Annotated in this window: 12 protein-coding genes; all 12 read right to left on the bottom strand. The window is 69.8% G+C overall.

Annotated elements, in window-relative coordinates; genetic code table 11:
- On the bottom strand, positions 1-2,439 hold the full coding sequence (locus AC5020_RS06155; RefSeq protein WP_377020086.1) for a RelA/SpoT family protein: 2,439 nt from the start codon (positions 2,437-2,439) through the stop codon (positions 1-3).
- A gap of 110 nt (positions 2,440-2,549) precedes the next feature.
- Entirely contained in the window at positions 2,550-3,101 is a 552-nt protein-coding gene (locus tag AC5020_RS06150) for an adenine phosphoribosyltransferase (protein ID WP_464987595.1), read from the bottom strand.
- A complete protein-coding gene (gene secF / locus AC5020_RS06145; RefSeq protein WP_464987594.1) occupies positions 3,098-4,402 on the bottom strand; it encodes a protein translocase subunit SecF in 1,305 nt (434 codons plus the stop codon). Before secF ends, AC5020_RS06150 begins: the two co-directional genes overlap by 4 nt.
- A complete protein-coding gene (gene secD, locus AC5020_RS06140) occupies positions 4,399-6,333 on the bottom strand; it encodes a protein translocase subunit SecD (protein WP_464987593.1) in 1,935 nt (644 codons plus the stop codon). Before secD ends, secF begins: the two co-directional genes overlap by 4 nt.
- Before the next feature lie 53 nt (positions 6,334-6,386).
- A complete protein-coding gene (gene yajC, locus AC5020_RS06135; protein WP_377020090.1) occupies positions 6,387-6,785 on the bottom strand; it encodes a preprotein translocase subunit YajC in 399 nt (132 codons plus the stop codon).
- 164 nt (positions 6,786-6,949) lie between these two features.
- The gene (gene ruvB, locus AC5020_RS06130; protein ID WP_464987592.1) at positions 6,950-8,047 is read right to left on the bottom strand and encodes a Holliday junction branch migration DNA helicase RuvB; all 1,098 of its coding nucleotides are present in this window, start codon (positions 8,045-8,047) and stop codon (positions 6,950-6,952) included.
- Positions 8,044-8,670, bottom strand: a complete 627-nt coding sequence (gene ruvA / locus AC5020_RS06125) for a Holliday junction branch migration protein RuvA (protein WP_464987591.1) — start codon at positions 8,668-8,670, stop codon at positions 8,044-8,046. The genes ruvB and ruvA overlap by 4 nt, the downstream gene beginning before the upstream one ends.
- A 26-nt stretch (positions 8,671-8,696) precedes the next feature.
- Positions 8,697-9,287, bottom strand: a complete 591-nt coding sequence (gene ruvC / locus AC5020_RS06120; protein ID WP_377020093.1) for a crossover junction endodeoxyribonuclease RuvC — start codon at positions 9,285-9,287, stop codon at positions 8,697-8,699.
- 82 nt (positions 9,288-9,369) lie between these two features.
- The gene (locus AC5020_RS06115; RefSeq protein ID WP_377020094.1) at positions 9,370-10,128 is read right to left on the bottom strand and encodes a YebC/PmpR family DNA-binding transcriptional regulator; all 759 of its coding nucleotides are present in this window, start codon (positions 10,126-10,128) and stop codon (positions 9,370-9,372) included.
- A gap of 154 nt (positions 10,129-10,282) precedes the next feature.
- The gene (locus AC5020_RS06110) at positions 10,283-11,575 is read right to left on the bottom strand and encodes a PrsW family intramembrane metalloprotease (protein ID WP_377793840.1); all 1,293 of its coding nucleotides are present in this window, start codon (positions 11,573-11,575) and stop codon (positions 10,283-10,285) included.
- A 95-nt stretch (positions 11,576-11,670) separates the two neighbouring features.
- Positions 11,671-12,210 carry an HIT family protein gene (locus AC5020_RS06105; RefSeq protein ID WP_377793839.1) on the bottom strand — a complete coding sequence of 180 codons (540 nt, stop codon included), beginning with the start codon at positions 12,208-12,210 and terminating at the stop codon, positions 11,671-11,673.
- Positions 12,207-14,207 (bottom strand): threonine--tRNA ligase, encoded by a 2,001-nt coding sequence (thrS, locus tag AC5020_RS06100; RefSeq protein WP_494564401.1) that lies wholly within the window; start codon positions 14,205-14,207, stop codon positions 12,207-12,209. The genes AC5020_RS06105 and thrS overlap by 4 nt, the downstream gene beginning before the upstream one ends.
- Between the last annotated feature and the right edge of the window lie 332 nt (positions 14,208-14,539).

Raw genomic sequence — 14,539 nt, 5'->3', positions numbered from 1 at the left:
TCAGCTCACGGTCAGAGGGGCTTCCGAGCCGACCGGTTTGCCGTCTCCGGTGACCCGGTAGACGTCATAGACGCCCTCGACACGACGCACCTGTGCCAGGACCGACTGCAGATGGGAGGGATCGGCCAGTTCGAAGGAGAAGTACGTCGAGGCCAGTCGGTCCGAATTGGACTGTGCGGAGGCCGACTGCAGATTCACCTGCTGCTCGGAGATCACCAGGGCGAGGTCCGTCAGGAGCCGCGGACGGTCCAGGGCCTCGACCTTGATGTGGACCAGGTAGGCCGTGCTGTGCCTGCCGGACCACGCCACATCCACGATCCGGTCCGCCTGCCTCTCCTGCAGCTGGATCGCGTTCGAACACCGCGAATGGTGCACCGAGATGCCGGAGCCGCGCGTGACGAAGCCGATGATGGGGTCACCGGGGACTGGGGCGCAGCACTTGGCGAGCTTGACCCAGAGATCGGTCTGGCCGTCGACGATCACGCCCTGGTCGGTCTCCGCGGTGTGCCGTTCGGAGCGGCTGGGCCGTGAGCGCGCCCGGGAGGGCAGCGTCATCTCCGCCAGGTCCTCCTCGGCGCCGTCCGACCCGCCGAAGACGGCCCGAAGCTTCTCCACCACGTGCTGCGCGCCGGTGTGGCCCTCGCCGATGGAGGTGTAGAGCGAGTCGACCGAGGGAAGGTTGAGATCGGTGGCGACCGTGGCGAGCGTGTCGTGGGTCAGCAGCCGCCGCATCGGCATGTCCTGGCGCCGCAGCGCCTTGGCCAGTTCGTCCTTCCCCCGCTCGAGCGCTTCGCCGCGGCGTTCCTTGGAGAACCAGTGGCGGATCTTGCTGCGGGCACGGGGAGACTTGACGAAGCCGAGCCAGTCCCGGCTGGGCCCCGCGTCCGGCGACTTGGAGGTGAACACCTCGACCACGTCGCCCGTGGACAGCGCGGATTCGAGCGAGACCAGGCGCCCGTTGACCCGGGCACCGATGGTGCGGTGCCCGACCTCCGTGTGCACCGTGTAGGCGAAGTCGACCGGTGTCGATCCCTGCGGGAGCGCGAGCACGTCCCCCTTCGGGGTGAAGACGTACACCTCCTGCGTGTTGATCTCGAAACGCAGCGAATCCAGGAACTCGCCGGAGTCGGTGGTCTCCTTCTGCCAGTCCATGAGCTGACGCAGCCAGGCGGCCTCGTTGGCGATGGGCTTCGACGCCGCGTCGCCGCCGTGGCCGGCCATCGCCTTGTACTTCCAGTGCGCCGCGACGCCGTACTCGGCGCGCCGGTGCATCTCGCGCGTACGGATCTGGACCTCCACGGGCTTTCCGGTGGGGCCGATGACCGTGGTATGCAGAGACTGGTACAGGTTGAACTTGGGCAGGGCGATGTAGTCCTTGAACCGGCCCTGGACCGGTGACCAGCGCGCGTGCAGCGTGCCGAGAACCCCATAGCAGTCGCGCACGGTGTCCACCAGCACCCGGACCCCGACCAGGTCGTAGATGTCGGTGAAGTCCCGGCCCCGCACGATCATCTTCTGGTAGATCGAGTAGTAGTGCTTGGGTCGACCGGTGACCTCGGCCTTGATCTTCGCCTTCTTCAGGTCCTCGAGGATCTGGGAGGAGACCGTCCTGAGGTACTGGTCCCGGGCCGGTGCATGCTGGGCGACGAGGCTGACGATCTCCTCGTACACCTTGGGGTAGAGCACCTGGAACGAGCGGTCCTCGAGTTCCCACTTCATGGTGTTCAGACCGAGGCGGTGCGCGAGCGGCGCGTAGATCTCGAGCGTCTCCTTGGCCTTGCGCTCGGCCGAGGCAGGGGGGACGTACTTCCAGGTCCGCGCGTTGTGCAGGCGGTCGGCGAGCTTGATCAGCAGGACCCGCACGTCGCGGCTCATCGCCACGATCATCTTGCGGACCGTCTCGGCCTGCGCGGCTTCGCCGTAGGTGACCTTGTCCAGCTTGGTCACGCCGTCGACCATCACGGCGATCACCTCACCGAACTCCTCCCGGAGCTTATCCAGCGAGTAGTCGGTGTCCTCGATGGTGTCGTGGAGCAGGGCCGCGGCCACCACTTCTGCCGGCGAGCCCAGTTCCGCCAGGATCGTCGCGACCGAGACCGGGTGGGTGATGTACGGATCGCCGCTCTTGCGCGTCTGCCCGCGGTGGGCGCGCTCGGCGACCGCATACGCCCGCTGGACCAGGGCGAGGCTCTCCTTCGGGCTGACCGCTGACATGGTCTCCAGCAGCGGCGCCAGCAGCGGGTCCGCTGTCCCGGAGCGGGGCGAGAAGAACGACAGCCGCGAGCGCGGCTTGCGCGGTCCCTGGCTCTGACCCGCCGGGGCGGACGCCGCAGGGGGCGCCGGCGGAGTGGGCGGTGAGGGCGAGGCGGGCGCGCTGCGATCGGGACCCGGCGCCACGGCGTCGGCTCCCGTGGACTCGGATACGGACCGCTCCTGCACTGCGCACCTCCTGGCTCGGTCCTCCAGTCTACGCGCGCGTTCCCGGTTGCTCGGAGACGTCTTCGCAGGGCGAACAGGCGCCGGTGCGCCGGGCCGGATGCGCCCACTGCTCAGTTCGGGATGGACCAGACCGTCGTGAGAGGCACCCCGGGGAGCCGGTCGCGCCCGCGCAGGCCCTCCAGCTCGATGAGAAAGGAGGCACCGACCAGGTCCACGTCGAACCGTCGGGTGAGTTCGACGGTGGCTGCGGCGGTGCCCCCGGTCGCCAGGAGATCGTCGACAACCAGCGTGCGGGCGCCGGCCGGGAGCGAATCCTGCGGGATCTGCACGACGGCACTGCCGTACTCGAGGCCATAACTGAGCGACGCCGGGGTGCCGGGGAGCTTGCCGGCCTTGCGCACCGGGATGAACCCGGCTCCCATCTCGTACGCGAGCGGGGCACCCAGGACGAAGCCGCGGGCCTCGGTTCCCACGACGTACTCGATGCCGTCGGGAAGGATCGAGCTCCAGTACCGGATGACCGAGCGCAGGGCGGCGCCATCGCGCAGCAGCGGGGTGATGTCCCGGAACAGGACGCCGGGTTCGGGGAAGTCCGGGTGCTCGGTGATGTGGGAGCCGCGCAGCTCCTCGATCTCCTCCGCGGACGGCACCGGCTCGCTCATCGCGAGCCCCGTCCGGGGACGTTGCGGCCACGGCGCGTGGTGCGGCGCGGCTGGCGGCGCTCGCGACGTGCCGTGCCGTCGGCCGGTTCGCCGGTCCCCGAGAGGTCTCCCTCGGCGTCGGGCTCGCTCCGATCCCCGTCTTCCGTGTGCTCGGGATCGCCGTGGTCACCGTTCTCGTCCCCGCGGTCCTGGTCCGAGCCGTCCACGTCCGAGCCGTCCTCGTCCGATCTGTCGGCGTCAGAGTCATCCGCGTCCGAGTCGTCCGGGCCCGCGTCGTCCGCGCCGGCGGCGTCATCGGCCGTGCCGGACTCATCGCCGACGGTGCCGCTGCGGCGCCCCTGCTCGACCCGCCGGGTGTGCGCGGCGATGCCGGACTCCCGGGAACGCAGGTCCACGAGAAGACCCGGGGCCAGGAAGATCGAGGAGTAGGTGCCGGCGAAGATGCCGATGAACAGGGCGAGCGCGATGTCCTTGAGCGTCCCGGCTCCCAGCAGGAAGGCGCCGATGAAGAGAATCGATCCCACCGGGAGCAGCGCGACGACCGAGGTGTTGATCGATCGCACCAGGGTCTGGTTCGCGGCCAGCTCGACCCGATCCGAGTACGTCGCCGTCGACTGTGCCGTCACGCCCGCCGTGTTCTCGCGCACCTTGTCGAAGACGACGATGGTGTCGTAGAGGGAGTAGCCCATCACCGTGAGGAACCCGATCACGGTGCCGGGCGTGATCTCGAAGCCCACCACTCCGTACACCCCTGCGGTGAACAGCATGTCGTGCACGAGCGCGGTCATCGCCGCGGCGGAGGACTTGAGGTTGCGGAAGTACAGCGCCATCGTGGCCGCGACCAGCACCAGGAAGACGAGAACCCCGCGGAGCATCTTCTGGGTGATGTCCGTGCTCCACACCGGCCCGATGTACGAGGTCGAGACCGTATCGGTGGACACCCCGTAGGCGGAGGCGAGGTCCTCGGCCAGTGCGGCCGTCTGGCCGGAGTCGAGCTGTTCGGTCTGGACCCGCATCGTGTCCTGACCGATAACGGTCACCTTGGGCTCGTTGTCCGGCAGCTGCTCGCGCACCACGTCCCGGGCGATGGCCTGGTCGGTATCGCTGACACCGGCGACCTGGAACTCCGATCCGCCGGTGAACTCGATGCCGAGGTTGGGTCCGCGCAGCACGGCCAGCCCCGCCAGGATCACCACGACCACGACACTGATCAGGTACCAGGTGCGTCGGCGCCGCACGATCGGGACGGTACGACGCCCCGCGTGGAGGTCATTGCCCATCCGGGAGAAGGTCGCACTCATCGGCTCTCCTCCTCGGAGTCGTCGTCTCTCGTGTCGGTCGGGCCGGAGCCGTCCGCCCGCCCCGGGTCGTTCTCAGGGCCACCGCCGTCGGCCCGGTGTTCGTCGCCGGCCCCGGATGGTTCCTCGGCGGAGCCGTCGCGTTCGGCGGCCTCCCGGGCCAGGCGGGCCTTGCGCGCGGCCAGCGGCTCGCGGGGCTCCTCCTCGTCCTCGTCTCCGCCGCTGGACCGCAGACGGCCGCGACCGGCGTAGGCGGGGACGCTGCGGCCCAGGACCGCCGGGTCCAGGCCGCTCCAGGGGTGGCCCTTCCCGAAGAACCGGGTGCGCACCAGGACCTGCAGGATCGGGTGGGTGAACAGGAAGACGACCAGGAGGTCGAGCACCGTGGTCACACCGAGGACGAAGGCGAAGCCGCGGACGCTGCCGGTCGAGAGGATGTAGAGCACGATCGCGGCGATCAGGTTGACCGAGTCGGAGGCGAGGATCGTGCGTTTGGCGCGGTTCCACCCATGGTCGACGGCCGCGACGATGCCCCTGCCCTCGCGGATCTCGTCACGGACGCGTTCGAAGTAGACGATGAACGAGTCCGCGGTGAAAGCGATGGCCACCACCAGGCCGACGACGCCGGCCAGTGACAGGCGGTACCCGATCTCGGGGAGGTTCGAGAGCACCGTCAGCACGCCGTAGGTGAGCGTGCCCATCGCCAGGAGGCTGGCCGTGGTCACCAGCGCCAGCGCCCGATACTGGAAGAAGGCGTAGGCGACGACCAGGGCGAGGCCGATGAGACCCGCGATCAGTCCCATCTGGAGCTGGTCGGCACCGAGGGTCGCGGAGATCTGCTGTTCCGAGGCGACCTCGAACTCCAGCGGCAGCGCGCCGAAGCGCAGCTGATCGGACAGCTGGCTCGCCTCCTCCTGGGAGAAGTTCCCCGAGATCGAGGCTTCACCGCCCGTCGAGGGCTCCTGGACCTGCGGCGCGGAGATCACCAGCCCGTCCAGCACGATGCCGAAGGCCTGGGTCGCCCCCTCGCCGTTGTACAGCGCGGAGGTCATGTCCGCGAAGGCCTGTGACCCTTCCTCGTGGAAGCTCATGTTCACGACGTAGTAGCCGGTGGGCTGCCCGGTGGGAGTCATGTCGGAGGCGACACCGGCATCCTCGATCGCGGAACCGGCCACCACCTCCGGCCCGAGCAGCAGCTTCTGCGTGCCCGCCGTGTCGCAGGCGACGACCGGCTCATCGGCGGCGGCGTCGGAGACCTTCTCCTGCTGAGCGGCCGGATCGGTGCAGTCGACGTTCATCAGCTCGGTCTGCAGCTCCGGGGTGAGCCAGTCCATCGACCACGCCGGGTACTGCAGCTCACCCTCGGCCGGGGCTTCCTGCGGAGCGAGCGAGGAGTCGCCGCTGACCGGCCCGTCGAACTTCTGCTGCGAGGGATCCGCCGGAGCGGAGGACGTCTGGTCGGTCGTCTCGGAGCCGGAGCCCGTGTCCGATCCGCCGCCGGAGTCCGAGAGCCCACCGGCGTCGGAGCCGCCGCCGTCGGAGGCGCCGGCGCTCTCGGGGGCGACCACGCCCAGCACCGGGCGGAAGGACATCGCGGCGGTCTGCCGGAGGGCTTCTGAGGTCTCCTGGTCCAGCTGTCCGGGGACGTCGATGACGATGTTCGTCCCGCCCTGGATGCTGATCTGCGTCTCCGCGACGCCCAGGGCGTTGACGCGCTGGGAGATGATCTGACGAGCCTGCTCCATGGCGGCCGGATCGATCTGCGCGCCGTCGCGGGACTCGGCCTGGAGGATGACCTGGGTGCCGCCCTCGAGGTCGAGTGCGAGCTCAGGGGCTGGTTCCCAGCCACCTTTGGCGACCCCGGCACCGATCCCGCCGCCCAGCAGCAGGATCAGCACCGCGAGGGCCGCTAGGGCGATGCGACGTGCGGGCATGGGGCAGAGTTCCTCAGGACGACGGAGAGATCACGGGTGGTTCGGGGCACCGCTCAGCGGTCGCGACGGTCCTCGTCGCGGGCGGCGTCGTCGGACGTGGTCACGCCCGGAACATCACCGCGGTTCGCAGAGCTCTCGCCCTCGAGCGCTTCGTCATCGGCATCCTCGTCGAGGTTCTCGTCGTCCAGACCCTCCGGGTCGACCTTCATGGCGATGGCCTGACGGGCCCACTTGGTCTGGGCGCCGTTCTCGGACTCCAGGATCACGATGTCGTCGAAGGAATCGACGATCAGGCCGTAGAAACCGGAGTGCGTGCGGACCTCGTCGCCGACGCCCAGGGCGTTGACCAGCTCCTGTTGCTTGCGCTGCATCTTCTTCTGGCGGTTCGACATGAACAGCAGGGGCAGCATCATGACTGCGAAGATGAGCAGGAGAGGAAGGAGGGATTCCACGGATTTCCTTTCGGCGGACAGCGGCGGTCCCGGCATGTTCTGCGCGAGCAACGGCCCTGCCGCGGACGGCTGACCATCCCACTGTACCCGCCGAGTCGGGACGTTCCTCCCAGCCGTTGCGCGACGACGACCCCGATCCGGTCCGTCCCGTTGCCGCCTGGGTCTCAGAACCGGCCGAGCATCGGCGCGGTGCCCTCCGGACCCTCCGGTGGCTCCTGACCCAGATGCGTCCAGGCCGCCGGAGCCGCGGCTCTCCCGCGCGGAGTGCGCAGGAGGAAACCCTCCCGCACCAGGTACGGCTCCACCATCGTCTCGACCGTCTCGGTCTCCTCCCCGACCGCCACGGCGAGCGTCGACAGGCCCACCGGGCCGCCGGCGAAGCGGCCGCACAGGGCGGAGAGCACGGCGCGATCCAGGCGGTCCAGCCCTCGCTCGTCGACCTCGTACACGCGCAGAGCCTCCCTCGCGGCGGCGAGATCCAGACGGCCGCTGCCGCGCACCTGTGCCCAATCGCGCACCCGGCGCAGCAGACGGTTCGCGATGCGGGGCGTGCCCCGGGAGCGGGAGGCGATCTCCACCCCGGCCTCCTCGACAAGATCGACCTCGAGACGGAGCGCGGAGCGGCGGACGACCTCACGCAGCTCGTGCGGGGCGTAGAAGTCCAGGTGGCCGATGAAGCCGAAGCGGTCGCGCAGGGGCGCGGGCAGCAGGCCTGCCCGGGTGGTGGCCCCGACCGTCGTGAAGGGCGGCAGGTCCAGGGGGATGGAGGTGGCGCCGACGCCCTTGCCGACCACCACGTCCACGCGGAAGTCCTCCATGGCGATGTAGAGCATCTCCTCGGCGGGGCGCGCGAGGCGGTGGATCTCGTCGATGAAGAGCACCTCACCCTCGTCGAGCGAAGAGAGGATGGCGGCGAGGTCCCCGGCGTGCTGGATGGCAGGGCCCGAGGTGATGCGCAGCGGGGCGGACAGCTCGGCGGCGATGATCATCGCCAGCGTGGTCTTGCCCAGCCCCGGCGGACCCGACAGCAGCATGTGCTCGGGGGAACGGCCCCGTGCGGTCGCGGCGTCCAGCACCAGCGAGAGCTGGTCGCGCACGATCTGCTGGCCGACGAACTCATCCAGCCGGCGCGGCCGCAGCGCCGCCTCGGCCGTGCGCTCCGGGGGCGCGGACTCCGGGTTCGTCACGGAGCTCCCGTCGCGGTCGTGCGCAGGAGCGCCGGCGGAGGGTTCCAGTGCGACCTCGTCGTCCTCGGGTGTCATCGGCTGCCTCCCAGGCGTCGCAGGGCGTGGCGAAGGAGCTCGGCGGCGTCCAGCCCCTCCCCCTCGTCAGCGCGCACGCCCTCGACGGCGGAGGCAGCAGCCTTCTCGGCCCAGCCCAGCCCGGCGAGAGCTTCGACCACGTCCGCATCGACGCCCGCCGCCGGGGCCGCCTCCGCATCTCCCCCAGAGGCCCCAGGGGCTCCGGAGGCTCCGGCGCCGACGGGGGCGGGCAGCTTGCCGCCCAGTTCGAGCAGCATGCGACTGGCGACCTTGGGACCGATGCCGGGGGTGCGGGCGATCGTCTTGACGTCCTGGTCGGCGACGGCGCGGCGCAGCTCCTCGGGGTCCAGGACGGCGAGGACCGCGAGCGCCGTCCGCGGCCCGATCCCGGAGACGGACTGCACGATGCGGAAGGTCTCGGCCTCCTCGGGATGCGGGAAGCCGAACAGAGTCATGGAGTCCTCGCGGACGACGAGCTCGGTGTGCAGGGTGAGTTCGACGCCGTGGCGGGTCGCGCTCAGCGCCTGGGGGGTGGTGCGGACGAGGTAGCCCACGCCGCCGACGTCCAGGACGAGGGCGTCGAGGTCGATACGGGCCACTCGCCCGGTCAGGGATGCGATCACGAGGCCACTCTAGAACGGGTGTTCGATCAGTGCCGGGAGGTGGACCGCTCCCGGGCGCGTCGAGCCTTCCGCTCCGCCTCGGCCCACACTGCCTGTGCGCTGGTGCGGGCTCCGCCGGTCGAGTCGAGGCTGACGGGTCCGGGGCCGCGCCACAGCTGCGTCAGAGCGATCGCCACCGCGTCGGAGGCGTCGGCCGGCTGCGGAGGCGCGTCGAGTCCGAGCAGCTTGACGAGCATCGTCTGGATCTGCTTCTTGTCGGCCCGGCCGCTGCCGGTGACCGCGGCCTTCACCTCGGAGGGTGTGTGCATCGCGATCGGTATCCCGCGTTCGGCGGCCTCCACGATCGCCAGACCGGAGACCTGCGCTGTGCCCATCACGGTGGAGATGTTGTTCTGGCTGAAGACGCGTTCGACGGCGACGACGTCGGGGGCGTACTCCTCGATCGCGCTGCGCAGCCCGCGGGTGATCGCGAGCAGGCGGTGGTCGATCCCGTCGGCGGCATCGGAGCGGACCACACCGGCGTGGACGAGTCGCGCTCGGCGAGCACCGGTGGAGTCGATCACGCCGATCCCGCACCGGGTCAGGCCGGGGTCGATCCCGAGCACTCGCATGGTCATCGGTGCCCGCCCGGCCGGTCAGGGACGCGGACAGGTGTCGCGGGGGCCGCCGGCTCCCTGCGGGCTCCCGCGTCCACCGGGATCACTCGGCGTCGTCGAGCTGCGCGGCGACGTCGTCAGGGATGTCGAGATTCGAGAAGACGTTCTGGACGTCGTCGCTGTCCTCGAGGGCATCGATCAGGCGCAGCGCCTTCCGGGCGCCGTCGAGGTCGACGGGAGTGCGCATGGTCGGCACGAACTGCGCCTCGGCGCTGTCGTAGTCGATGCCCGCCTCCTGCAGCGCTGTGCGCACGGCGACCACGTCGGTGGCTTCGGAGACGATCTCGAACGTCTCGCCCTCGTCGCGGATCTCCTCGGCGCCGGCATCGAGGACGACCTCGAGCAGGGTGTCCTCGGTCTGGTCGCCCCGCGGGAGGGTCACGATGCCCTTGCGCTCGAACAGGTAGGAGACGGAGCCGGAATCGGCCATGTTCCCGCCGTTGCGGTTGAAGGCGAGGCGCACCTCGGAGACGGCGCGGTTCTTGTTGTCGGTCAGGCACTCCACCAGCACTGCGACGCCGCCCGGCGCGTACCCCTCGTACCACAGCGTCTCGTAGTCGACGGCGCCGCCGTCCAGGCCTCCGCCGCGCTTGACGGCGCGGTCGATGTTGTCATTGGGGACGGAGGTCTTCTTGGCCTTCTGGATGGCGTCGAAGAGCGTCGGGTTCGCAGTGGGGTCGGGTCCACCCATGCGCGCGGCGACCTCGATGTTCTTGATCAGCTTGGCGAACAGCTTGCCGCGCTTGGCATCGATGACAGCCTTCTTGTGCTTGGTGGTCGCCCACTTCGAGTGCCCTGACATCTCTCTCCTCCCGACTCGCCCGCCGGCCTCCGGCGGAATGCCGCCCCATTCTAGTGCCACTTCCCCGGGGCCCTCGTCGTGCCCGTGCCCTGGCGAGCTGGTCGGCTCCCCCGCACTCGCAGGGCTGCGCGCTGCACGTCCTCCGTGCGCGCTGCTACGAGGCCGTATCGGCGGTGCGCACGACGGGCTGGGTCAGAGACCCGATCAGACGGCGATCGGCGGTGATCCGCTCGAGCAGCTCGCGTTCGCGGCGCCGTGTCTTGGCCGATGGCTTGCCGTGCAGCACGCTGTTGCGCTCCATGCCCAGCTCGATGGAGGCGCGGATAAGATCGCGCATCGCCATCCTGGCCACCGCGCCATGACGGGCGGCCCACTTCTCCGCCTTGCGGCGCTTTCCCATGGCGACCAGCATGTCCACCTCGGGCGGGGCGAACCAGCCCGAGCGGCCGTAGTCCGAGAGCTGGCGGCGCAGTATGCGGCGCTCGCGCAATCGCAGGAACAGCACGATCGCGACCAGCAGCACGAAGATCGGCACCTGCACGCTCACGTAGTAGCGCAGGAATCCGCCCAGCGGGTTCTGGGGATCGACCTCGAGGAAGAAGCTCGAGCCGTTCCACAGCGCGTGCAGGACCATGCCCAGCGAGAGCCCCCCGATACCGAGCCCGAAGTAGAGCATCAGGGAACGGCGCTCGGCCGCGATCCCGAGGCCCAGCCCGCACAGCGCGGTGAAGCAGACGTGGGCGAACGGAGAGAGCACGCCGCGCAGGAAGAAGGTCTCCCAGAACACGGCGACCTCCCCGGCGGCCTGCGCCTGGTGGAAGGACCGGCCGAAGTAGAGGATGTTCTCGGTGAACGCGAAGCCGCCGCCGATCAGCGCGGCATAGACCACGCCGTCGATCGGTCCGGCGATGTACTTGCGACCCCAGATCAGCAGCGCGACCAGCCCGAAGGACTTCATCGACTCCTCGATCACCGGCGCCTGGATCACCGCTCCCAGGAAGGACGCAGTGACCTCGCTGGGTTCGCTGGGGCTGATCCAGGAGGTGAACATCCCACCGAAGAGGAAGGTCAGGGCCACCGACCCGGCCGCGCCCCAGACGAAGGCGTAGATGACCGACGAGCGCGGCTGCGGCGTGTACCGGTCGATCCACCACACGGCGGTGAACACGATCGCCACGGGCACGAGCGCCGAGGTGAAGGCGACCAGGGAGGTCCCGAAGCCCAGCGGGAGGATCACGAAGAAGTACAGCAGGACGGCCACACCCGCGAGGCCGAGGAAGGTCAGCGTGAAGAAGACCCAGCGCACCCAGGGGCGACGACGCCGTATCCGCAGCGGCCCGGCTTCCCCCATCCGACCCGGCGCTCGGGGATCGACGCGCTCGACGTCGTAGGCGTATCCGGGATCGGGCTGTCCCGGTCGGCGCGGCGGGGCTCCGGTGGTGCTCATCGCTGCGGTCTCCTCTCGCTCCCCCGGTGCCGACTGCGGCGTCCGGGTGCTCCGTGCCCGCTCGTCCCGGCCGCCCGGACCTCGGTCATGCTAGCTCAGGGCCAGGCGTCGGCGTAGAGCCGACGCGTGTCCGCCAGCAGGATCGGGACGGCCTTGGTGCGGCCGACGATGGGCAGGAAGTTCGCATCGCCCATCCAGCGCGGGACCACGTGCTGGTGCAGGTGCGCGGCGATACCGGCACCGGCGACCGGCCCCTGGTTCATCCCCAGGTTGAAGCCGGCCGGGCCGGAGACCTCCCGGATGACCCGCATCGCGGTGCGGGTGAGCTCGGCGACCTCCCGCACCTCCGCGTCGTCGAGGTCGGTGTAATCGGCGACGTGACGGTACGGACAGATCAGCAGGTGCCCGGCGTTGTACGGGTAGAGGTTCAGGACCGCGTAGGCCACCTCGCCGCGGTGGACGATCAGCGCCTCCTCATCCGTGCGCTGCGGCGCGGAGCAGAAGGGACACTGATCACCGTCGTCGGGGTCGGCAGGCTTGTTCTCCCCGCCGATGTACGCCATGCGGTGCGGGGTCCACAGCCGCTGGGTGTCGTCGGGCTCGCCCGCGAAATCGCGTGGATCCTCGGCCCTCACACCTGTGCCTTCTCCCGGATCGAGGTCACGATCCGCTCGACGGCCTCGTCGACGTCGATGCCGTTGTCCTGGCTGCCGTCGCGCAGACGGAAGGAGACCGCGCCCTTCTCCTGGTCCTCGCCACCGGCGATGAGGAGGTAGGGGACCTTCTCCTTGGTGTGGGTGCGGATCTTCTTCTGCATGCGGTCGTCGGAGGAGTCCACCTCGACGCGCACCCCGTGGGCCCGCAGCTTGGCCGCGACCCCCTCGAGGTAGGGCGCGTACTCGGCGGCGACGGGGACGCCGACCACCTGGACCGGGGCGAGCCACACCGGGAAAGCCCCCGCGTAGTGCTCCAGCAGCACACCGAAGAACCGTTCGATCGACCCGAACAGGGCCCGGTGGATCATCACCGGACGCTGACGCGAGCCGTCGGGCGCGGTGTACTCCAGCTCGAACAGCTCCGGCTCGAAGAAGTCCAGCTGGATGGTCGAGAGCTGCCAGGTGCGGCCGATGGCGTCCTTGGCCTGCACGGAGATCTTGGGCCCGTAGAAGGCGGCGCCGCCGGGATCCGGGACGAGCTCGAGGCCCGAGGCGGTGGCGACCTCCTCCAGGGTGCGGGTCGCCTCCTCCCAGGTCGCGTCGTCGCCGACAGACTTCTCCGGGTCGCGAGTGGACATCTCGAGGTAGAAGTCGTCGAGGCCGTAGTCGCGCAGCAGGTCCAGCACGAAGCCCAGCAGGCTCGCCAGCTCGTCGCGCATCTGCTCGCGGGTGGTGTAGATGTGGGCGTCGTCCTGGGTGAAGCCGCGGGCGCGGGTGAGCCCGTGCACCACGCCGGACTTCTCGTAGCGGTAGACGCTGCCGAACTCGAACAGCCGCAGCGGCAGCTCACGGTAGGAGCGACCCCGGGAACGGTAGACGAGGTTGTGCATGGGACAGTTCATGGGCTTGAGGTAGTAGTCCTGGCCCTGCTTGGTGACGTTGCCCTCGGCGTCGTGCTCCTCGTCCACGTGCATCGGGGGGTACATCCCCTCGGCGTACCACTCCAGGTGCTTGGAGGTCTCGAAGAGGTTCTTCTTGGTGATGTGCGGGGTGGAGACGAAGGAGTACCCGGCCTCGACGTGGCGGCGACGGGAGTAGTCCTCCATCTCCATCTTGATCATCGCGCCCTTGGGATGGAACACCGGCAGCCCGGAGCCGATCTCATCGGGGAAGGAGAACAGATCCAGCTCACTGCCCAGACGGCGATGGTCACGGCGCTCGGCCTCGGCGACCCGCTCCTGGTAGGCCTTCAGCTCGTCCTTGGTGGGCCAGGCGGTGCCGTAGACGCGCTGCAGCATCGGGTTCTTCTCGCTGCCGCGCCAGTAGGCGGCCGCGGAGCGGGTCAGCGCGAAGCCGTTGCCGATGTGCTTGGTGCTCGGCAGGTGCGGACCCCGGCACAGGTCGGTCCAGACCACCTCGCCGCGGCGGTCGACGTTGTCGTACATGGTCAGCCCGCCGGCACCCACCTCGACGTCGGCGCCCTCGGCGGCGTCCTCGGCACTGGACTTCAGCCCGATCAGCTCGAGCTTGTACGGCTCGGAGGCCTCTTCGGCACGGGCGTCCTCGTCGCTGATCTCGCGGCGCACGAAACGCTGCCCCTGCTTGACGATGCGCCCCATCTCCTTCTCGAGAGCCTTGAGCGACTCGGGAGTGAAGGGTTCGGCGACCTCGAAGTCGTAGTAGAAGCCGTCGGCCACGGGCGGACCGATACCGAGCTTGGCCTCGGGGTTCGCCTTCTGCACTGCCTGGGCGAGCACGTGCGCGGCCGAGTGACGGAGGATGGAGAGTCCGTCCTCGCTGGAGATGTCGACGCCCTCGACCACCTGACCGTCGGCGAGGGTCGTCTCGAGATCACGCAGCTCGCCGTCGATACGCAGGGCGATGATCTCGGTGCGCCCCTCGAAGAGCGCGGTGCCCGTGGTCCCTTCCTCGAGTCGATGCGGGGATCCGTCGAGGGTGATGGCGATCTGGGCCACGGGAATGCTCCTTGGGTTCGGGTCGAGCCGGCCGACGATGCCGGCTCCGCAGACCATCGTACGGTCACGCAACCGCCCCCGCCGACCGCCCCACGGTGGGCACCCGGACCTGTCGGGCGCGTGAGGAACGCCCGTGACGAAGGACGAGTTCCCTGACCCCCGGGCCCGAGCTCTTCGAGGCCCCGGCCGCTCGTCCCTGGCCTCACCCTGTCGATACCGCGTGAACTGACCTCAAGCGGGCCGGAAAACGTCAGTTCACGCGGTATCGAGCGCTCTATCGAAGCGGGCCGGCGGGACGGGCCCGGGAAGGCGAGCCAGCGGGGGCCCATCGA

The sequence above is a fragment of the Brachybacterium sp. SYSU DS0246 genome (assembly GCF_059391765.1).
The sequence above is the reverse complement of the archived record's forward strand: the minus strand, read 5'-3'. Positions and strand labels throughout refer to the sequence as shown.

Bases quoted from the DNA above. Each gene is read 5' to 3' on its own strand.
- AC5020_RS06150 (WP_464987595.1), bottom strand. From the start codon at position 3,101: ATGAGCGAGCCGGTGCCGTCCGCGGAGGAGATCGAGGAGCTGCGCGGC.
- secF (WP_464987594.1), bottom strand. From the start codon at position 4,402: ATGAGTGCGACCTTCTCCCGGATGGGCAATGACCTCCACGCGGGGCGT.
- secD (WP_464987593.1), bottom strand. From the start codon at position 6,333: ATGCCCGCACGTCGCATCGCCCTAGCGGCCCTCGCGGTGCTGATCCTG.
- ruvB (WP_464987592.1), bottom strand. From the start codon at position 8,047: ATGACACCCGAGGACGACGAGGTCGCACTGGAACCCTCCGCCGGCGCT.
- ruvC (WP_377020093.1), bottom strand. From the start codon at position 9,287: ATGACCATGCGAGTGCTCGGGATCGACCCCGGCCTGACCCGGTGCGGG.
- AC5020_RS06115 (WP_377020094.1), bottom strand. From the start codon at position 10,128: ATGTCAGGGCACTCGAAGTGGGCGACCACCAAGCACAAGAAGGCTGTC.
- AC5020_RS06110 (WP_377793840.1), bottom strand. From the start codon at position 11,575: ATGAGCACCACCGGAGCCCCGCCGCGCCGACCGGGACAGCCCGATCCC.